22 protein-coding genes and 1 tRNA gene are annotated in these 19,584 nt (G+C 66.7%); 16 read left to right on the top strand and 7 right to left on the bottom strand.

The genetic code is table 11. The features are described 5' to 3' along the window. Positions 1-3 precede the first annotated feature (3 nt). Entirely contained in the window at positions 4-1,860 is a 1,857-nt protein-coding gene (locus ACH0AE_RS13925; protein ID WP_294444177.1) for a tetratricopeptide repeat-containing sulfotransferase family protein, read from the top strand. A 3-nt stretch (positions 1,861-1,863) separates the two neighbouring features. Here the strand turns inward: ACH0AE_RS13925 and ACH0AE_RS13920 are convergent, their stop codons facing one another. Both ACH0AE_RS13920 and clpB read right to left on the bottom strand, forming a co-directional pair. Beyond that, entirely contained in the window at positions 1,864-2,124 is a 261-nt protein-coding gene (locus ACH0AE_RS13920; protein WP_294444175.1) for a hypothetical protein, read from the bottom strand. A 55-nt stretch (positions 2,125-2,179) separates the two neighbouring features. Beyond that, positions 2,180-4,762, bottom strand: coding sequence for an ATP-dependent chaperone ClpB (gene clpB / locus ACH0AE_RS13915; protein ID WP_406875816.1), 2,583 nt, complete (start codon positions 4,760-4,762; stop codon positions 2,180-2,182). Between the two features lie 243 nt (positions 4,763-5,005). On the opposite strand from clpB, the gene ACH0AE_RS13910 reads away from it, so the two are divergent. The 14 genes from ACH0AE_RS13910 to grxD all read left to right on the top strand — a co-directional run bounded on the left by ACH0AE_RS13910 (position 5,006) and on the right by grxD (position 15,802). Beyond that, positions 5,006-6,040 carry an alcohol dehydrogenase family protein gene (locus tag ACH0AE_RS13910; RefSeq protein WP_294445232.1) on the top strand — a complete coding sequence of 345 codons (1,035 nt, stop codon included), beginning with the start codon at positions 5,006-5,008 and terminating at the stop codon, positions 6,038-6,040. Positions 6,041-6,308: 268 nt separating this feature from the next. After that, positions 6,309-7,082 carry a class II aldolase/adducin family protein gene (locus ACH0AE_RS13905; RefSeq protein ID WP_227772205.1) on the top strand — a complete coding sequence of 258 codons (774 nt, stop codon included), beginning with the start codon at positions 6,309-6,311 and terminating at the stop codon, positions 7,080-7,082. 111 nt (positions 7,083-7,193) lie between these two features. Then, positions 7,194-8,114, top strand: coding sequence for an SMP-30/gluconolactonase/LRE family protein (locus ACH0AE_RS13900; protein WP_294444888.1), 921 nt, complete (start codon positions 7,194-7,196; stop codon positions 8,112-8,114). A gap of 174 nt (positions 8,115-8,288) precedes the next feature. After that, positions 8,289-8,939, top strand: coding sequence for an HAD-IA family hydrolase (locus ACH0AE_RS13895; protein WP_294444887.1), 651 nt, complete (start codon positions 8,289-8,291; stop codon positions 8,937-8,939). Positions 8,940-9,050: 111 nt separating this feature from the next. Further along, positions 9,051-9,779, top strand: coding sequence for a CoA transferase subunit A (locus ACH0AE_RS13890; protein WP_294444886.1), 729 nt, complete (start codon positions 9,051-9,053; stop codon positions 9,777-9,779). After that, positions 9,776-10,459 (top strand): hypothetical protein, encoded by a 684-nt coding sequence (locus tag ACH0AE_RS13885; protein WP_294444885.1) that lies wholly within the window; start codon positions 9,776-9,778, stop codon positions 10,457-10,459. The genes ACH0AE_RS13890 and ACH0AE_RS13885 overlap by 4 nt, the downstream gene beginning before the upstream one ends. Continuing rightward, entirely contained in the window at positions 10,456-10,761 is a 306-nt protein-coding gene (locus tag ACH0AE_RS13880) for a DUF5076 domain-containing protein (protein WP_294444884.1), read from the top strand. The genes ACH0AE_RS13885 and ACH0AE_RS13880 overlap by 4 nt, the downstream gene beginning before the upstream one ends. Continuing rightward, on the top strand, positions 10,761-11,438 hold the full coding sequence (locus ACH0AE_RS13875) for a CoA transferase subunit B (protein WP_294444883.1): 678 nt from the start codon (positions 10,761-10,763) through the stop codon (positions 11,436-11,438). Before ACH0AE_RS13880 ends, ACH0AE_RS13875 begins: the two co-directional genes overlap by 1 nt. A 137-nt stretch (positions 11,439-11,575) precedes the next feature. Then, positions 11,576-13,006: a 3-isopropylmalate dehydratase large subunit gene (gene leuC / locus ACH0AE_RS13870; RefSeq protein ID WP_294444882.1), complete on the top strand. Its 1,431-nt coding sequence runs from the start codon at positions 11,576-11,578 to the stop codon at positions 13,004-13,006. 119 nt (positions 13,007-13,125) lie between these two features. After that, positions 13,126-13,752 carry a 3-isopropylmalate dehydratase small subunit gene (leuD, locus tag ACH0AE_RS13865; protein ID WP_294444881.1) on the top strand — a complete coding sequence of 209 codons (627 nt, stop codon included), beginning with the start codon at positions 13,126-13,128 and terminating at the stop codon, positions 13,750-13,752. Beyond that, positions 13,715-14,716, top strand: a complete 1,002-nt coding sequence (locus ACH0AE_RS13860) for an NADPH:quinone oxidoreductase family protein (protein ID WP_294444880.1) — start codon at positions 13,715-13,717, stop codon at positions 14,714-14,716. The genes leuD and ACH0AE_RS13860 overlap by 38 nt, the downstream gene beginning before the upstream one ends. 168 nt (positions 14,717-14,884) lie before the next feature. Then, positions 14,885-15,208, top strand: a complete 324-nt coding sequence (locus ACH0AE_RS13855) for a DUF1476 domain-containing protein (RefSeq protein WP_294444879.1) — start codon at positions 14,885-14,887, stop codon at positions 15,206-15,208. Position 15,209: 1 nt separating this feature from the next. Further along, entirely contained in the window at positions 15,210-15,443 is a 234-nt protein-coding gene (locus tag ACH0AE_RS13850; protein WP_294444877.1) for a BolA family transcriptional regulator, read from the top strand. A 32-nt stretch (positions 15,444-15,475) separates the two neighbouring features. Then, positions 15,476-15,802, top strand: a complete 327-nt coding sequence (gene grxD / locus ACH0AE_RS13845; protein WP_294444876.1) for a Grx4 family monothiol glutaredoxin — start codon at positions 15,476-15,478, stop codon at positions 15,800-15,802. A gap of 380 nt (positions 15,803-16,182) precedes the next feature. On the opposite strand, the gene ACH0AE_RS13840 is transcribed toward grxD, so the two are convergent. From ACH0AE_RS13840 to hspQ, 5 genes are all read right to left on the bottom strand, one after another. Next, positions 16,183-16,764 (bottom strand): TetR/AcrR family transcriptional regulator, encoded by a 582-nt coding sequence (locus ACH0AE_RS13840; protein ID WP_294444875.1) that lies wholly within the window; start codon positions 16,762-16,764, stop codon positions 16,183-16,185. A 135-nt stretch (positions 16,765-16,899) separates the two neighbouring features. Beyond that, positions 16,900-17,448, bottom strand: coding sequence for a GNAT family N-acetyltransferase (locus ACH0AE_RS13835; RefSeq protein WP_294444874.1), 549 nt, complete (start codon positions 17,446-17,448; stop codon positions 16,900-16,902). A 175-nt stretch (positions 17,449-17,623) separates the two neighbouring features. Further along, a complete protein-coding gene (gene rpmA, locus ACH0AE_RS13830; protein ID WP_066780771.1) occupies positions 17,624-17,893 on the bottom strand; it encodes a 50S ribosomal protein L27 in 270 nt (89 codons plus the stop codon). Between the two features lie 25 nt (positions 17,894-17,918). Beyond that, the gene (gene rplU, locus ACH0AE_RS13825; RefSeq protein ID WP_046406359.1) at positions 17,919-18,224 is read right to left on the bottom strand and encodes a 50S ribosomal protein L21; all 306 of its coding nucleotides are present in this window, start codon (positions 18,222-18,224) and stop codon (positions 17,919-17,921) included. Positions 18,225-18,429: 205 nt separating this feature from the next. Then, positions 18,430-18,753, bottom strand: coding sequence for a heat shock protein HspQ (gene hspQ, locus ACH0AE_RS13820; protein WP_406875815.1), 324 nt, complete (start codon positions 18,751-18,753; stop codon positions 18,430-18,432). A 121-nt stretch (positions 18,754-18,874) separates the two neighbouring features. Between hspQ and ACH0AE_RS13815 the strand changes: the two genes are divergently transcribed. Continuing rightward, positions 18,875-18,964, top strand: a tRNA-Ser gene (locus ACH0AE_RS13815). Positions 18,965-19,584 lie beyond the last annotated feature (620 nt).

The raw sequence follows: 19,584 nt of genomic DNA, 5'->3' as shown, positions 1-19,584 counted from the left end.
ACGATGACCAATGACGAGACGGTGTTGCGCGGCATCGCGCAACTGGCGCAAGCCGGGCGGATTGCGGAGGCTCGCGAGCAGGCCGAGGCTGCCGTCGTAGACCAGCCGAGCGAGCCGCGGCTCGCCTTCGCCGCGATGCTGGCGAGCCGGGCAGGCGATCCGGAGGCTGCGCGTGGGCATCTCGAGGCGCTTCATGCCCTTATCCCGGACGATCGCGCCACCCGCTTCAACCTGGCGCAGGCGCTGATCGCGACGGGTCGGCTCGAGCGGGTGACCGATTTGCTCGCGCCGCTGCCGCGCGAACCGAAGGTCGACCGGCTGGCGGCATTCGTCGCGCTGCAAGGCGGCGATGCGTTGGCGGCCGCGGCGCTGTACCGCGACGTGGTGGCGGCATGGCCCGAGGACGCGGACAGCTGGGCAAATTTGTCTCAGGCGCAGATGCAGCTGGGTGAGGGCGATGCGGCCGTCGCCTCGCTGGAGATGGCGATCACCCAGCGGCGGCAGGGAACGGACTTTTACCTTGCGCTGATCGAGGTGCTCGAAGCGCTCGACCGGCCGGAGGCGCGTCGACGGGTGGCGCGCGACGTGGCGCGGATCGAGCCGGACGATGCCCGGGTGCAGCTGGCCCTCGGCCTGGCGGAAGCCGCCGCAGAGGACGTCAATGCCGCCGAGGAGGCGCTGCGCCGCGCGATCACGCTCGCACCGGAGGACCCGGCCGCTTACCTCGAGCTCGGTCTGCTGCTGGAGAACCACAATGCGCTCGATCTGCTCGACGCGCTGATTGCCGTCGCGCGGCAGCGGATCGGGGACGAGCTGGCGCTGCTCGAGGCGTGGGCGGCCTTTCGGCGGGGGCGGCTGGAGGAAGCGGCCACGCATGCGCAGCGCATCCCTGAGACGATCAGCGCGCATCGCCGCGCACACATCCGGGCGCTGATCGCGGATCGAATGGGTGAAACAGAGGCGGCCTTCGCGCTGTTCACCGAGATGAACGCGAAGGTGAGGGAGACGGCGCGGCCGTCAGCGGTGGGCAGCTACCGCGCCAAGATCATCGGCGAGACCGAGGCGCTGCGCGATTGGGCGCCGCCCACGGTCGACGGCCCCGCCACCGACCGGCCGGCGCCGCTGTTCATCGTCGGCTTCCCGCGTTCGGGGACGACCTTGCTCGACACGATGGTCGGCCGCCTGTCGGGCGCACAGGTGCTGGAAGAACAGCCGATGATCCCGACGCTGGAACAGGCGATCGGGGGGCTGGCGAGCGTGCCCGCGCTGGCGCCTGACGCGCTCGCCGATCTGCGCGCGCGCTACTGGGCGATGGTGGAGGATCTGGGGGCGAGCGCGACGGCGGACCTCACGGTCGACAAGCATCCACTGCACATGGCGCGCATGCCGCTGATCCACCGGCTGTTCCCGGAGGCGCGCATCCTGCTGGTCGAACGCCACCCGTATGACGTGGTGCTAAGCTGCTTCATGGCGAATTTCCGCCCGAACCAGGCAATGCTGAGCTTCACCGATCTCGAGGAAGCGGCGCGCACCTATGATGCGGTGTTCACCGCCTGGTCGCAGGCGGAGGCGCGGTTGCCGCTGACGGTTCATCGCGTCCGCTACGAGCGGCTGGTCGCCGATCCCGCGGCAGAGCTGCGCGCGGCGCTCGACTTCATCGGTGCGGACTATACGCCAGAGCTCATCGACAATGTCGCCGGGGCGCAGCAGCGCGGCACGGTGCGCACCGCCAGCTACGCGCAGGTCACCGAGCCGCTGTACCAGCGCGCGGTGGCACGCTGGCAGCGGTATCGCGACGAGCTCGCCCCCGTCATGCCCATCCTGCGCCCGTGGGTGGAGCGGATGGGCTATGACGGCTGACGATCAGTTGCTCTTGACGCGGCCGGCCTGCATCCGCTCGATATCGCGCCGTTCGATCGCCTGAACCTCGACCCATTCGGCCGCCGTGCGGCAGATCTTCTTGCTGCCGAGCCGGCTGCCGGTCGTCTCCACAGTGCGGCACACCATTCGGTTCGGGTCCTTCGAGCCCTTCTCGGTTGCCGGCGCCGCGCTCGTCGGCTGGGTTTGCGCCACGACTGGCGTGGCAAGAAGCGAAGCAACCAGAGCCAAGTTCACGAAGCGCATCAGGCAAGATCCTGCAAAGGGTTCGATTGCTGCATAGCAAAAGAAAGTTGCAATGTCAGCCGGCAACGGAAAGCACGAGCTTCCCGTCGCCTTCGTCGACCTTGATCGTGCTGCCGTCCTTCACTTCGCCGCGCAGGATGAGATCGGCGAGCGGATCCTGCAGATAGCGCTGCACCGCGCGTTTCAGCGGGCGGGCGCCATAGACCGGATCGTAGCCGACGCGGCCGAGCCACGCGCGCGCGGCGTCGGTGAGGTCGAGCGTGACCTTGCGATCGGCGAGCAGCTTGCCGACGCGCGCCACCTGGATGTCGACGATCGGCCCCATGTGCGCCTGACCCAACCGGTGGAAGAGGATGATCTCGTCCAGCCGGTTGAGGAATTCCGGGCGGAAGTGCGCGCGGACGATCTCCATCACCTGCGGCTCGACCGTTTCGACGTCCTCGCCCTCGCCGAGATTGGCGAGATACTGGCTGCCGAGGTTCGACGTCAGGATGATGAGCGTGTTCGAGAAGTCGACCGTGCGGCCCTGGCCGTCGGTGAGGCGGCCGTCGTCGAGCACCTGGAGGAGGACGTTGAACACGTCGCCATGCGCCTTCTCCACCTCGTCGAACAGCACGACCTGATAGGGCCGGCGCCGCACCGCCTCGGTCAGCACGCCGCCTTCCTCATAGCCGACATAGCCGGGAGGGGCGCCGATCAGCCGGGCGACCGCGTGCTTCTCCATGAACTCGCTCATGTCGATGCGCACCATCGCGTTGGGATCGTCGAACAGGAATTCCGCGAGCGCCTTGGTCAGCTCGGTCTTGCCGACGCCCGTCGGGCCGAGGAACAGGAACGAGCCCAGAGGCCGGTTCGGATCCTGCAGCCCGGCGCGGGCGCGGCGAACGGCGGTGGAGACGGCGCGCACCGCATCGGCCTGGCCGATCACGCGCTTGCCGATCACTTCCTCCATCTTGAGGAGCTTGTCGCGCTCGCCCTCCATCATCCGCTCGACCGGGATTCCGGTCCAGCGGGCGACGACGCCGGCGATATCCTCCGAGGTCACTTCCTCGCGCAGCATCGCATTGGCCGCGGCGCCCTGCGCCTCGGCAAGCTGCTTTTCGAGCGCCGGGATGCGGCCGTAGGAAAGCTCACCCGCCTTGGCGAGATCGCCCTGGCGCTGCGCCTGTTCCAGCTCCAGCCGGGCAGCGTCGAGCTGTTCCTTGAGCTTCGCCTCGCCGGCCAGCTTGTCCTTCTCGGACTGCCAGCGCTGGGTCAGCTCGGCGGACTGCTGCTCGAGATTGGCGAGTTCCTCCTCGATCTTCTCGAGCCGGTCCTGCGAGGCTTCGTCGGTCTCGCGGCGCAGCCCCTCGCGCTCGATCTTGAGGCGAAGGATGCGGCGGTCGAGCGTCTCGATCTCCTCGGGCTTGGATTCCACCTCCATGCGGATGCGGCTGGCGGCCTCGTCCATCAGGTCGATCGCCTTGTCGGGCAGGAAGCGATCGGTGATGTAGCGGTTCGACAGCGTCGCGGCGGAGACCAGCGCGCCATCGGTGATGCGCACGCCGTGGTGAAGCTCGTACTTCTCCTTCAGCCCGCGCAGGATCGAGATCGTGTCCTCAACGGTCGGCTCGCCGACGAACACCGGCTGGAAGCGCCGCTGCAGCGCGGGGTCCTTTTCGACATACTTGCGATATTCGTCGAGCGTGGTCGCGCCGACGCAGTGCAGCTCACCGCGCGCGAGCGCCGGCTTGAGCAGGTTGCCCGCGTCCATCGCGCCTTCGGATTTGCCGGCGCCGATCAGCTGGTGCATTTCGTCGATGAAGAGGATGATGTCGCCCTCGGCGGCCTTCACCTCGTCGATCACGCCCTTCAGCCGCTCCTCGAACTCGCCGCGATATTTTGCTCCGGCGATCAGCGCGCCCATGTCGAGCGCCATCAGCGTCTTGTTCTTCAGCGTATCGGGCACGTCGCCATTGGCGATGCGCAGCGCCAGCCCCTCGGCGATGGCGGTCTTCCCGACGCCGGGCTCGCCGATCAGTACGGGATTGTTCTTGGTGCGGCGGGCGAGGACCTGGATGGTGCGGCGGATTTCCTCGTCGCGGCCGATCACCGGATCGAGCTTGCCGTCACGCGCCGCCTCGGTGAGGTCGCGGGCAAACTTCTTCAGAGCGTCATAGCGATCCTCGGCCGTCGCGGTGTCGGCGGTGCGGCCGCCGCGCAGGTCGTTGATCGCGGTGTTGAGCGCATCGGCGCGCACGCCGGCGGCCTGCAGCGCCTTGCCGGCGGCGGTGTTGAGCGACAGCGCGAGGGCGACCAGCAGGCGTTCGACGGTGACGTAGCTGTCGCCGGCCTTCTGCGCGATCTGCTCGGCCTGGTCGAGCACGCGCACGGCATCGTTGTTGAGCCCCGGCGTCGACTGCGCGCCCGAACCGCTGACCGCGGGGATGCGGGCGAGCGCGGCATCGGTCTCCGTCACCGCGCGGCGGGCGTCGCCACCGGCGGACTGGATGAGGCCGGCGGCCATGCCCTGCTCGTCTTCCAGCAGCGCCTTCAACAGATGCTCCGGGCCGATCTGCTGATGGCTCATGCGGATCGCGACGGTCTGCGCCGACTGGAGGAAGCCCTTGGCGCGGTCAGTGAATTTCTCGAGGTTCATGGGTAGTGCCTGTTTCCTTCGAGCATCATGTGGTGTTGCTGATTAGCCACACAAGAGAGCGTTATAAGAAAGATGGCAACGCTGCCCGGGCTCGTCCAGAGGCACACGCCCGGCGTTCATTCACCCGACTCCGCCACCCTTGTCGGAGGGGGGCCACGTCGCGGCTATCCGGGATTTCCGAAGGCCGGTTGACGCGCGTCCGCCGTTCCGCTCCCCTTGGGCGAAGGCATAAGGGAGCGGATCATGAAGGCATTGCGGTATTTCGGCGCGCGCGACATCCAGTACGGATCGACCGAGGATGCAGCGCTGCAGGACGACCGCGACGTGCTGGTCCGTGTGAAGCATTGCGCGATCTGCGGCAGCGACCTCCACATCTATCACGGCCACGGCTTTTCCGAGGATAAAGGCTTCTGCGTCGGTCATGAGGCGGTGGGCGAAGTGGTCGAGATCGGCCGCGCGGTGCGCAACCTGAAATCAGGCGACCGCGTGATGATCTCCGCCGCGGTCGGCTGCGGCGCCTGCCCCGGCTGCCTGATGGGCCGGGTGCACGAATGCGAAAACAACGGGTCCGGCTGCTACGGGTTGTCCGCGGCGCTGCAGGGCAGCCAGGCGGAAGCGGTGCGCGTGCCCGCGGGCGACGTCAATGCGCGACGCATCCCCGAAGGAATCAGCGACGAGCAGGCGCTGATGCTCACCGATGCATTGCCGACCAGCTGGATGGCGGTGCGCAATGCCGACATCAAGCCGGGCGCGAGCGTCGCGGTGGTGGGGCTCGGCCCGATCGGGCTAATGGCGGTGGAAGGCTGCTTCGCGATGGGCGCGGGGCGGGTCTATGCGATCGACCTGGTGCCCGAGCGGCGCGCGATTGCTGAAGGGCTGGGCGCGGTCGGCGTCGATCCGGCAGAAGCAGTGCAATTCATCCGCGAAGACACCAAGGGCCGGATGTGCAGCAGCGTCGTCGAGGCGGTGGGCGCCGACGCGACGATCGATCTGTCGCTTCGGCTGGTGGGCAAATGGGGCACGGTGTCATGCCTTGGCGTCAACCAGACGCGGCGCTTCCCCTTCCCGATGGAGCGCGCCTTCGCCAGCGGGCTGACGTTCCGCACCGGCACCTGCTCCGTGCCGCACTGGTGGCAGGAACTGATCCCGATGGTGCAGAAGGGGCAGCTCAGGCCCGAACGCTACATCTCGCACCGGCTGCCGCTGTCGCAGGGCGCCGAGGCATACGCCATCCTCGACCGGCGCGAGGCGCTGAAGGTGGTGATGACGCCGGAGTGATCCGCCGGCGTCTGTCCTACATGGCACGGATCATGTTCTAAGCGGCGATGATGATGCGCCTGACGCCTGCCCTGTTGCCGATCGCCGCCAATGTTGAGGGTGTTGGAGAAAAACGCGCTGTCGCCTCAACTTCCTCAACATTCGTTTTCTGCAATCGTCCGCGAACGGTCGCGCTATCGCCGGGATTCGCGCCCCGATCCGGGTTCGATTGCCCCTGTCCCGGCGCGCCGTTATGATCCCGCGCAAATCGCAATCAGGAGAGCACGCCATGGCCACGCTGGCACCGGTCGACAACACCGCCCAATATGCCCCCGGCGAGTGGGAGGCGCGGGTTGATCTTGCTGCGGCGTACCGCCTCGTCGCGCTGTACGGCTGGGACGATCTGATCTTCACGCACCTGTCCGCCCGCGTGCCGGGGCCCGAGCATCACTTCCTGATCAACCCCTATGACATGATGTTCGAGGAGATCACCGCCTCGAGCCTGGTCAAGATCGATGTCGAGGGCAATCCGGTCGGCCATACCGATCACCCGGTGAACCCGGCGGGCTTCACCATCCACTCGGCGATCCACATGGCGCGCGAGGATGCCGCGGCGGTGATGCACCTCCACACGCCGCACGGCCAGGCAGTGTCGGCAATGGAATTCGGCCTTCTGCCGCACACCCAGACGGCGATGATCGCGCAGCACAATGTCGCCTATCACGACTATGAGGGCATCGCGACTGACCTCGATGAGCGCGAGCGGCTGGTGGCGGACATTGGCGACAAGCACGCGATGATCCTGCGCAACCACGGCACGCTGGCGGTGGGCGACAGTGTCGCGTCCTGCTTCCTGCGGCTCTACTTCCTCGAGCGCGCGTGCGAGGCGCAGGTGCTGATGCTGTCGGCGGGGCGCGAGAACCTCAACAATCCGCCGCAGGGCGTGGAGGAGAAGGTCGCCGGGCAAAGCGCGCCGGCGGGCATGGGCAAGCTGGCCGAAAAGCTCGCCTGGCCGGCACTGCTGCGCAAGCTCGACCGGATCGATCCCAGCTTCCGCAACTGACGGCCCCCGTCACGCCTTCCCTTGCCTCTGGCGCCGCCCTCGTGAATGTAACCGTCGACACGGCGGAAATTCGCGGATGAGCGGAGGCGCCAGGCAGCGAGGGAGAGGATGATGGCGGATTTCGAACTGGTGGCGGACGGCCTGCGCTTTCCGGAAGGGCCGGTGATGATGCCCGACGGGAGCATCGCGCTGGTCGAGATCGAGCCGGGGCGGATCACGCGGGTCCATCCCGATGGCCGCAAGGAGACGATCGCGGAGCCCGGCGGCGGCCCGAACGGCCTCGCGCTCGGGCCCGATGGCATGCTCTATTGCTGCAACAACGGCGGGTTCGACTGGCACGAGAACAACGGCATGCTGGCGCCGGGCGGGATCGCCAGCAACTATTCCGGCGGGCGGATCGAGCGGATCGATCCGGCGACCGGCCAGGTCGAGGTGCTGTACAAATCGGGCGATTTCGGCTGCGTGCTGCGCGGGCCGAACGATCTGGTGTTCGACAAGCACGGCGGCTTCTGGTTCACCGACCACGGCAAGGTGGACCACAGGAAGCGCGTCCATGACGTGGTCGGCATCTTCTACGCCAAGGCCGACGGCAGCCATCTGGAAGAAGTCGTCTTCCCGTCGAACAACCCCAACGGCTGCGGCCTCTCGCCGGACGGCAAGTGGCTCTATGCGGCGGAAACCTACACCTGCCGGCTGATGAAGTTCGCCGTGACCGCGCCGGGCAAGGTGGATGCGGCCGCCGGCGTCGGCGGGCCGGGCATCCCGGTCTATCGCCCTGCCGGCTGGAAGTTCTTCGATTCCCTCGCCGTCGAGGCGTCGGGCAACGTGTGCGTGGCGACGATCGGCGAATGCGGGATCAGCGTGATCTCGCCGGAGGGCGAGCTGGTCGAGTTCGTCGCGACCGACGATATCTTCACCACCAACATCTGCTTCGGCGGCGAGGACATGCGCGATGCGTACCTCACGTTGTCGGGCACCGGGCGGCTGGTGAAGACGCGCTGGAACCGGCCGGGGCTGAAGCTGGAATATTGATCACGCTGCGCCGCCTTCGCGAGGATGACCTGGCTGAGGCGGCGCAGATCCACCACGCGGCACAAGCGGCAACGAGGAGCGCTTGCCGGACGTTCGCTATCGCTGGCGCCGCTATTGACGGGCGCAGCAGGCACGGCGATGGCCGCCTGTCACGAGAATAGAAAGCGGGAGCGGATGCGCGACACGGTTATTTTCGATTTCGGCGGGGTGGTCACCTCGTCCCCGTTCGAGGCGTTCAATCGGCTGGAGCGCGAGCGCGGATTGCCGCACGATCTGATCCGCCAGATCAACGCCACCAACCCGGACGCGAACGCCTGGGCTTTGTTTGAACGCGCAGAGATCGACGCTGGTGGCTTCGACACGATGTTTGCCGAAGAAGCGCGTGCGCTTGGCCATGAGCTGCGCGGCGAGGACGTGCTGGCGCTGCTGTCCGGCGATATCCGCCCGCGCATGGTCCACGCGATCGACTGGCTGAAGAGCAATGGTTACCGCCTCGGGTGCATCACCAACAACGTGCCGGCGGGGGAGGGTGCGGGCATGTCCCGTTCCGCGGAGAAGGCGGCGAAGGTGGCCGAGGTGCTGGCGCGGTTCGATCATGTGATCGAATCGAGCAAGGTGGGGATCCGCAAGCCCGATCCGCGTATCTATCAGATGATGCTCGATTATCTCGGCAAGCCCGCGGCGAGCTGCGTGTACCTCGATGATCTTGGGATCAACTGCAAGCCGGCGGCGGCGCTGGGCATGCACGCGATCAAGGTTACTGGCGAGGCGCAGGCGCTGGACGATCTGGCCGACGCCCTTGGGGTGGCGCGAACCACCTTCTGACGGCGGGAATGACTGGACGAGCAAAGTTGAACCACCATTCACCTTTGCTTGAAGCTCGGGTGCCAAGCCGCTAATCGTTACCGCCGATACGAAATCGAGAGGCGGCACCGCATGAACAAGCTTTATCCCGATGCCGCGGCGGCGCTGGACGGCCTGCTGCATGACGGAATGACGATCTGCGCCGGCGGGTTCGGTCTGTGCGGCATTCCGGAGCGGCTGATCGACGCGATCCAGGCATCGGGCGTGAAGGACCTGACGATCGCCAGCAACAATGCCGGCATCGACGGCGAGGGATTGGGGAAGCTGCTCCGGTCGCACCAGGTGAAGAAGATGATCTCGTCCTACGTCGGCGAGAACAAGGAATTCGAGCGCCAGTATCTCTCCGGCGAGCTGGAGGTGGAATTCTGCCCGCAGGGAACACTCGCCGAGCGCTGCCGCGCGGGCGGCGCCGGCATCCCCGGCTTCTACACCAAGACGGGTGTCGGCACGCTGGTGGCCGAGGGCAAGGAAGTGAAGGTGTTCGACGGGGAGGAATATATCCTCGAGCGGGGCATCCGGGCCGACATCAGCATCATCAAGGGCTGGAAGGCGGACGAGAGCGGGAACCTCATCTTCCGCAAGACGGCGCGTAACTTCAACCAGCCGATGGCCACCGCGGGCAAGGTCTGCATCGCGGAAGTCGAGGAGGTGGTGCCGGTCGGCAGCCTCGATCCCGACCACATCCACCTGCCGGGCATCTATGTGAAGCGGATGATCGTCGGCGCGCCGTACGACAAGAAGATCGAGTTCCGCCTGACCCGCCCCCGGCCCGCCCAAGCAGCGGAGCAGGTGACAGCGTGACCGGCCGGCCGCACGCGACCATCGCGGCGGCGCTGGCGCTTGGCGGGATGCTGTCCGGCTGTGTCGCGGCGGTGATCCCGGTCGCGGCAGCGGGCACGATCGGAAAGCGCAAGCTGGATGGCCCCAAGCGCAAGAAGGAGCGCACCCGGATCACTGCGCCTGCGGTGGCCGCCGCCCCGCTGCCGGGAACCGAGATCCCCGCCACCGCGAGGCTGCAGGTGTTGCCGGCCGGCTCCGCGCTTCCCGCCCCCGATGGCAGCACGTCCGGCAAGCCCGGCGCACCGGCCCCTGAGGCTGGCTGGCGCGCCCTTATCCGCCATGTCGCCCGGGCGATGACGTCGGGCGCGTCCTGCCCCGACGGCAAGACTGCCGTGCTGATTGATGCGAGCGTCGCAAAGGCTGGAGCGGCGGAGCGGGATGCGGCGGTTGCCTCGCTCAATGCACTGCGCACGATGGGGGCGAGCGTGACCTTCATCGCCGCCGATCCGGTCGCGGCGAAGAAGGCCCTATCAGCCGCAGGAATGGCGGAGCCGGATGCCGAAGTTTCGACCGCGGCGGCGGTGCGGCCGATCGCGCGCAGCGGCTGCGTGGTAGCGAGCGGCGGCGGGGAACGGCGCGATTATACCGGCCTTGCCTGGTTCGCGCTCCCGGGCGCGGCGGTGGTGGCGGAGCGGCCATGAGCAAGCCGAGGGAAATTGATATCGACGGCGTGGCGGCGCTTGGCGATCGCTCGGTCGAGGCGGCGCGGATCTGGGTAACCGAGGGGGTCGGCAGCACGGTGCTGATCGACCCCGGCGTCCTCGAGGATCCGCGCGTGTTCGGCTATCTCATCGCCGACACCATCCGCCATGCCGCCAAGGCCTATGCCGCCGTCTGGCCGGTCAACGAGAACAAGGCGCTGCAGGCGATCGTCGACGGCGTCGGCCAGGAACTGCGCGAACAATTCAACACCATCACACCGATCGAAGGACGGAGCCACTGATGCCCGAGACTGCCCCCGTGTCTGAAACGCCGAAGGGCTGGGACCGCAACCAGATGGCTGCCCGGGCCGCAAAAGAATTGCGCGACGGCTATTATGTGAACCTGGGCATCGGCATCCCGACGCTCGTCGCCAACAACATCCCCGAAGGGATGACGGTGACGCTGCAGAGCGAGAACGGCATGCTGGGCATCGGGCCGTTCCCCTATGAGGGGGAGGAGGACCCGGACCTCATCAACGCCGGGAAGCAGACGATCAGCGAACTTCCCAACAGCGTCTATTTCGGCAGCGAGCAGAGCTTCGCGATGATCCGCGGCGGGCATATCGACCTCACCGTGCTGGGCGCGATGGAAGTGGCCGAGAACGGCGACATCGCGAACTGGATGATCCCGGGCAAGATGATCAAGGGCATGGGCGGCGCGATGGACCTCGTCGCCGGGGTGAAGAAGATCATCGTGGTGATGGAGCATGTCTCGAAGGACGGAAGCCCCAAGTTCATCCCGAGCTGCACGCTGCCGCTCACCGGCAAGAACGTCGTGGACATGATCATCACCGATCTCGCCGTGTTCCAGCGTCCCGATCACCAGAGCGCGTTCCGGCTGATCGAGCTGGCGCCGGGGGTGACGGCGGAGGACGTCGCGTCGAAGACGACGGCCTATTACGAGGTGGCGCTGGGTTAAGGTTGTCCCTTGGGCGCGCCCTCGGGTCCGGTTACGCAATGTTCGGTCTCGAGAGGCGGGGCGGAGAAAACTTTTATTGCCCGAGGAGGAAAGTGGCCTTTTCCTCCCACGCCCATCTCGGGTAAGGGCGCGGCAACATGGCTAGCCGTCCGCTCACACTCTATGAGAAGGTCTGGGCCGCGCATGTCGTCGAACGACGCGACGACGGGACGTGCCTGATCTACATCGATCGCCACCTCGTTCATGAGGTCACCAGCCCGCAGGCCTTCGAAGGGCTTCGCGCGGCGGGCCGACAAGTGCGCCGGCCGGACCTGACGCTGGCGGTGCCCGATCACAATCTGCCGACCACGCCGCGCGTCGACGCAGCGGGCCGCGAGCTGCCGATCGCTGACGCGGAAAGCGCGACGCAATTGTCGGCGCTGCGCCAGAATGTCGCAGAATTCGGCGTCCCCTACATCGATGCGCTCGCTGCCGAGCAGGGCATCGTCCACGTCGTCGGGCCGGAGCAGGGCTTCACGCTGCCCGGCACCACGGTGGTGTGCGGTGACAGCCACACGTCGGCGCATGGCGCGCTGGGCGCGCTCGCCTTCGGCATCGGAACTAGCGAGGTGGAGCATGTGCTCGCCACGCAGACGCTGCTGCTAAGTCCGTCGAAGACGATGGAAGTGCGGGTCGAGGGGACGCTGGGGTTCGGGGTGACGCCCAAGGACGTGATCCTGGCGATCATCGGGCGCATCGGCGCCGCGGGCGGGACCGGCTATGTCATTGAATATACTGGCAACATCATCCGCGAGATGTCGATCGAGGGGCGGCTGACGGTTGCCAACATGTCGATCGAGGCGGGCGCGCGGGCGGGGATGATCGCGCCTGATGACCGTACATTCGCGTACATCAAAGGTCGCCCGATGGCGCCGAAAGGTGCGGATTGGGACAAGGCGGTCGCCTGGTGGCGCAGCTTGGCGAGCGATGTGGGCGCAACGTACGACCGCACCGTCATCATTGACGCAAGCGAGATCGCGCCAGCCCTGACCTGGGGCACGAGCCCGGAAGACGTGGTGTCGATCACCGGCACCGTGCCGGCGCCGGAGAGCTTCGCCGACCCGTCCAAGCGCGAAGCGGCGCAGAAGTCGCTCGACTATATGGGCCTGACACCGGGGACCCGGCTGCAGGACGTGCCGGTGCAGCATGTCTTCATCGGATCGTGCACCAACAGCCGGATCGAGGACCTCCGTGCCGCCGCCGCCGTCGCCGACGGCCGCCACGTGGCGGATGGCGTGCGCGCGATGGTGGTGCCGGGATCGGGGCTCGTGAAGCGGCAGGCGGAAGCGGAAGGGCTGGACCGGATCTTCCTGTCCGCCGGATTCGAATGGCGCGAGCCGGGCTGCTCGATGTGCCTGGCGATGAACCCGGACAAGGTGCCGGCGGGCGAGCGCTGCGCCTCCACCTCCAACCGCAACTTCGTCGGCCGGCAGGGGCCGGGGGCGCGCACGCACCTGCTGTCGCCAGCGATGGCGGCCGCGGCGGCAGTGACCGGGCGGCTGGCAGACGTGCGCGAGCTGATGGCGTAAGGGGAGGACGACATGAAGAAGATTCTGGTGCTGCTGGTCGCGGGATCGATGCTGAGCGGCGTCGCGGCTTATGCTGCGATCGCCAAGCCCTCCGTCCTGGCGAAGGTGCGGGGCCGCTGATGGAGCCGGTGCGCAACGTTTCGGGCAAGGCCTATCCCTGGGGTGCGAAGAACGTCGACACCGACGTCATCATCCCGGCGCACTGGCTGAAGACGATCACGCGCGCCGGCCTTGGCCGCGGCGCGTTCGAGACGGTGCGTGCGCAGCCGGGCAACATCTTCGACGATCCCGCCTATGCCGGCAGCCCGATCCTGATCGCCGGCGACAACTTCGGCTGCGGATCGAGCCGCGAACATGCCGCTTGGGCGCTGGGCGACATGGGCGTCAAGGCGGTGATCGCACCGAGCTTTTCCGACATCTTTTCCGGCAACGCATTCAAGAACGGAATCGTACCCGTCGTTCTGCCGCAGGAAGCGGTGGACCGGCTGATCGAGGTCGCCAAGACGGATGAGATCACGATCGATCTGGAGACAATGACCGTCACCACCCCTTATCAGGACCGGTTCGTCTTCGCGCTGGACGCGTTCCGTCGCCGGTGCCTGATGGAGGGGCTGGACGAAGTCGGCCTGACGCTGGCAAGGGATACCGCGATTTCGAAATTCGAGGCGATGCTGGATGAGCATCGCCCGTGGATCGCGGGAGAGAAACATGCGAGCACTGCTGTCGAAAGCGCCGGGCGGACCTGAAACGCTGGAAATCGGGGAGCTTCCCGATCCCGTCGCCAAGGCCGGTGAAGTCATCGTCGCGGTGAAGGCCTGCGCGATCAATTATCCCGACGTGCTGGTCATCGAGGACAAATACCAGTTCAAGCCGCAGCGCCCGTTCGCCCCGGGTGGCGAAGTGGCCGGCGTGGTCGAGAGCGTCGGCGAAGGCGTGACGGCATGGAAGCCGGGCGATCGGGTGATGGGCAACACCGGCATGGGCGGGCTGGTCGAGAAGCTCGCCATGAAGGCGGACAATATCTATTCGGTGCCGGACGAGCGCTCCTTCGAGGAAGGCGCGGCGCTGCTGCTGACCTATGGCACGACGATCCACGCGCTGGTCGATCGCGGGCAGATCAAGGCCGGCGAGACCCTGCTGGTGCTGGGCGCGGCGGGCGGCGTCGGGCTGGCCGCGGTGGAACTGGGCAAGGCGTTCGGCGCGCGCGTGGTGGGCGCCGTATCGAGCGAAGAGAAGGCGCAGGCCGTGCGCGAGGCGGGCGCCGACGACGTGATCATCTATGGCCGCGCGCCCTTCTCCAAGGACGAGAGCAAAGCGCTGGCCGACACGTTCAAGGAGAAGGCGGGGAAGAACGGCTTTGACCTCGTCTATGACGCGGTGGGCGGCGACTATGCCGAGCCGGCGCTGCGATCGATGGCGTGGGAAGGCCGCTATCTGGTGATCGGCTTCCCGGCCGGTATCCCGAAGATCCCGCTGAACCTGACGCTGCTGAAGAGCTGCGACATTCGCGGTGTGTTCTGGGGCGCCTATGCCGCGCGCGAGCCGGAGAAGAACCGCGCCAGCATCAAGCAACTGTTCGACCTATGGCGGGAGGGCAAGATCGCGCCGAAGGTGACCGAGGTGTTCCCGTTCGAGAAGGGCGGTGATGCGATCGCCAAGATGGCCGGCCGCGGCGCGATCGGGAAGCTCGTGGTGCGCGTGGCCGACTGAGCGGCACGCGGGACGGCCAATCGACCGTCCCGCGGATCGCCAGATGCGGACCGCGGGTGCGGCCCGGCATCCGCTGTCGGTGCATGAGGCGACACGAACGATGTGGCGCATGTTGCGTCGCGTGCTCCGCCCACCTATTCCGGCATCAAACAGGAGCAACGCAAAACCATGACTACCTTCGACGATCGCGAGCGCGCCTTTGAAGCCAAGTTCGCGCACGACGAGGATATGGCGTTCCGCGTCGTGGCACGCCGGAACCGCCTGCTCGGCCAGTGGGCCGCGGAGCTGATGAAGCTGACGCCCGAGGAAGCCGATGCCTATGCCAAGACGGTGGTTCACGCCGATCTGGAAGAAGCCGGCGACGGAGACGTCGTGCGCAAGGTGGTGGGTGATCTGACCGCCGCCGGGATCGACACCGACGAGGCCGCAGTGCGCGCCGCGCTGGAGGAGCAGACGATCGTCGCGCGCCGCCAGCTGATGGAGCTGAAGTAACATGCCGATGGCGGCGGACGAGATTGCCGCGCTGATCCGCGAAGGCATCCCCGACGCCGAGGTCGAGATCACTGATCTGGCCGGCGATGGCGATCATTATGCGGCGAAGGTGACGTCCGCCTCCTTCGCCGGCATGCCGCGGGTGAAGCAGCACCAGGCCGTCTACGCCGCGCTGGGCGGGCGGATGGGCGGCGTGCTCCACGCCTTGCAGTTGACGACGTCGGTACCGAAATAGTCCGCAGCAGTTTCCCCGCGAGGATCAAGAAGATGACCGACGACTCCCACGCCCGCATCGACGAGGTGGTGAAGAACAATCCCGTTGTGCTGTTCATGAAGGGCAGCCCGCTGTTCCCGCAGTGCGGCTTCTCCAGCCGTGCGGTGGCGATCCTCCAGCACCTCAATGTCGATTTCGAGAGCGTGGACGTGCTGCAGGACCAGGCGATCCGCCAGGGCATCAAGGCCTATTCGGACTGGCCGACCATCCCGCAGCTGTATGTCGGCGGCGAATTCGTCGGCGGATCCGACATCATGATGGAAATGTACGAGAGCGGCGAGCTTGCCGATCTGCTGAAGGACCAGGCCAAGGCCGGCTGACACTGAAGATTACCGGGTGCGGGCGGGGCGTCGCGAGATCGAAGAAGCGACGCACCCGCCCGGCTGAAGCGTAACCACGCTCGGTGCACTGATCATGATGCAGTGCGCGTGCCAGCCGCGCAGGATCGGCGGAAACGCGCGGGTTCGGAAGGTTAACGTGCCGCGCGCACAAGCGGCAGGTGTAAAGCGCGCCGACAGTGTCGGTTCTGCGAAGCGGTGCTGGTGCCGCGGCCCAAACGGGCGACGCGCCTGCCTCCCCCCTATTCCATCGCGACGCGTTGGTTTCGCCCGCGGGCGCTTACGGCATGTCTTCAAGGATGAAGAAGCGGGACCTCGGATCGAGCCGGAGGTGACGACTGATTTGTGCGTGCGCGGGCGGGTTACTTGCCCCGGTCGGCGAGGAGCATGCCGCGGGCGAGGCGGCGGGCCGTGTCGCGCGGCAGGCCGAGCGTGCGTGCCATCGAGCCGCCAAGCAGTGCATCGCCGAGCGCCATCAGGACGAGTTGCAGCGTCTCTTCACGGATCGGGGCGCCCGGGGCGTGCTGGTCCTGCGCGAGATCCTCGACCAGATCGTGGATTGCGGTGAGGATCGGATCCAGCGCATTTTCATTGCCGCTGAGGATCATCCAGCTGGCCAGCGCGCCCGCGCCGTTCTTGCCGAACGCATCGAAGGTGAGATCCACGACTTCGGCGGGATCCTCCGCCTCGCGCGAGCGAATCACCGCTTCCTTGATCGTGGTGACGATGCGGGAGGCCATGTGTTCGATCAGCGCCTTCTGCAGCCCTTCGGCGGATCCGAAATGATGCAGGAGATTGGCGTGGGTGCGGCCGATCCGTGCCCCGACAGCCTTTAGCGTGACCGCCTGCGGGCCGACCTCGACCAGCAGCTCGCTGGCCGCCTCCATCGCGGCGGCGCGCGATTCTTCCGGGCTGAGGCGACGGCGGAGAGGGGCAACGGACATGGCCGCGCTGTCGGCCGTTCGCCACGATTTTGCAATCCGCGACATCCGCGGCGCCACGGGGTGGCACGCGGGCGCACAGGGATGCGAACGGCCGGACGGGGGAGGCGCCCGGCCGTTGCGTAGGGGCCTGCGATGCTACGCGGCGATCCGCATTCGGGCCGGTTCCGCCTCGCCCTCGAGATCGAGCGCGAGCACCGCGCAGTCCACCTCTCCCCCACGGGCGAGCGAATAGAGCGGCTGGCGCCGCACTTCGCGGAAGCCGAGCTTCTCCAGCACCCGGCGCGAGGCCGGGTTATCGAGATGATGGCTCGCCTCGATCCGGCGCAGCGGCAGCGCGTGCCGCGCCATGTCGATCACCGCGCGCCCGGCCTCGGTGGCATAGCCGCGGCCCCATGCCTGGGGGGTCAGCCAATAGCCGAGTTCGGCGGTGTGGCGGCCGGTGGCGTTGAGGCCGATCCCGCCGACCATCCGCGGATAGGAGCCGTCATGCGCCAGGATGAAGAAGCGCGCGTCGGTGGGGCCCCGCGGCACCGCGAGGAAGGCCTCGGCATCGCCCACGCTATAGGGCCACGGCAGCCGCGCGAGCTTCATCGCCACTTCTTCATGGGCGATGGCTTGCGTCAGCGTCTCCGCTTCTTCCGGCCAGCTTGGCCGCAGCGTCAGTCTCTTCGTCCGCGCGAACATGGTGCGCTCTCCTCCCGTGCGCCGTTAGCCGCTCGTCATGACGAGCCGGCGACATGCGTGTTGAGGGAGCATGAAAAAAGGGAGCCTGGGCGGACCCGGCTCCCTTGTTTCTGGCTGGCCTCCCTGATGGAGGCTCCGGATCGCCCTGGTGGGCAACCCGGATGGTTACCCGATGTTATTCTGCCGCTTCGGCAATCATGTCGACCGAACAGAATTTGCGGCCGAGCTTGCCCTCGTGGAACACCACGCGGCCGTCGACGAGCGCAAAAAGGGTGTGGTCCTTGCCGATGCCGACGTTGCGGCCCGGATAGAACTTGGTGCCGCGCTGACGGACGAGGATGTTGCCCGCGATCGCTTCCTGACCGCCGAACTTCTTCACGCCAAGACGACGACCGGCCGAATCACGACCGTTACGCGACGAGCCGCCTGCTTTCTTATGTGCCATGGTGCTTGCTCCTTACGCTTCGCGGTTAGGCCGACGCGCCGATCGACACGATCTTGAGGATCGTGTGGTTCTGGCGGTGGCCGTTGCGGCGGCGATAGTTGTGACGGCGGCGCTTCTTGAAGACGATAACCTTCTCGCCCTTCGCCTGCGCGATGATTTCAGCCGCGACGGTCAGCCCGTCGGTCGGCTTCAGCTCCGAACCTTCGCCGGCGAGGAGCACGTCGCTCAGCGTAACGGAGGCGCCGGCATCGCCCTCCAGCTTTTCGACGACGATCTTGTCTCCGGCGGCAACGCGATACTGCTTGCCGCCCGTGCGCACGACTGCGAACATGGCCCTGTCACTCTACCCAAATGTCTGTGCCCGGACCGGAAACCGGGCCAGGAGGAACGGCGCAGCTAGTAGAGTCGCCGTCGCTTGTCAATGTTGAGCGGGGCGGCAGCGAAGATGAATCGCGCTGCCGGCCCGATCTCCACCTGATCTATCAGTGACGATGCTCGCGGCGCAGGCGATAGCGGCCGTCGGTGAGCCCAGTGGATCATCCGGCGATCGCCGGATGATCCACTGGTTCGTCGCTTTCGTCATGGACGAGATTCTGCTGGCTCACATACGCGACATAGGTCGATTCGGCGTTTTCGGCGAGCAGATGGTAGAACGGCTGGTCCTTGCGCGGGCGAAGCCCCTCGGGAATCGACAGATACCATTCCTCGGTATTGGCGAAGACCGGATCGATATCGAAGATGACGCCGCGGAAATCGAGCATGCGGTGCCGCACGATATCGCCGATCGTGAAGCGGGCATGGGCGATCGGCGGCGCGACGGGCGCGTCAGCGGGGATCGCGGTGGTGGGTTCGGCGGACATGTGGCCAATCTAGTTGCTCTTGCGCGCTGCACAAGCAGCCGCTTGCGCCGCCACCACAACCACGTTAGAGGCGCGCCCTCGATCCACCGGGCCCGCCATCTGGCACGCCCGGTTGCCTCGCGGAGAGGTGCCAGAGTGGTCGATTGGGACGGTCTCGAAAACCGTTGTGCCTTTACGGGTACCGTGGGTTCGAATCCCACCCTCTCCGCCACGGTGTTTCCATATGCCGTGCTGCTCGCGACGTGCGGGCGATCTAGCGAGACCGTCAGACACATTGAGATGCCGGGCGCGATGCTGTTCTGGCTCGCCGGTTGCGTGTTCGCCGCTCCCGTTCGGTCGTAGATGTTGCCGTTCCACAAGTCGGGAGCAAGCGCGCCCTATATAGAGTGTTCCAGTCCGCTTGCGTCGTTGGAGGCGGTAGGCTCGCCGCCGGCTCTTTGAGCACGGATGCACGTCTGCCGTAGAAACGACGTCCATACAGCACTGAATGCTTTGGCGAGCGCCCCAAATAGCAAAGCATCGATGACTTAGGCTCTGTCTTCCCGAGCGATTGCGATCCATCGCTGGCGAATGTGCTTTGAGACGGATGGCTGATCCGTCCGTGCGTCCCTGATGTGGTTCGCGGCGTCCACACCTGCGGGCTGTTAACTAGGTGCTCACCGCCGGCCGGCGCGGTTCAGGCATGTTTAGCCTCCGCTGATATCATCGTTCTTCCTCCATAGGCCACCTCGGGCGTGTGAGACGCCGGAGCAATCTCACGGATAGCGAGGTGGTGCCTGAGCGCAAACTCGACGGGCGGCACAAAGCTGCCTCTGCGGGGCGTGAGCGGCA

The sequence above is a fragment of the Sphingomonas sp. 179-A 2A2 NHS genome, assembly GCF_045371305.1.
Taxonomy (GTDB): Bacteria; Pseudomonadota; Alphaproteobacteria; order Sphingomonadales; family Sphingomonadaceae; genus Sphingomonas.
The sequence above is the reverse complement of the archived record's forward strand: the minus strand, read 5'-3'. Positions and strand labels throughout refer to the sequence as shown.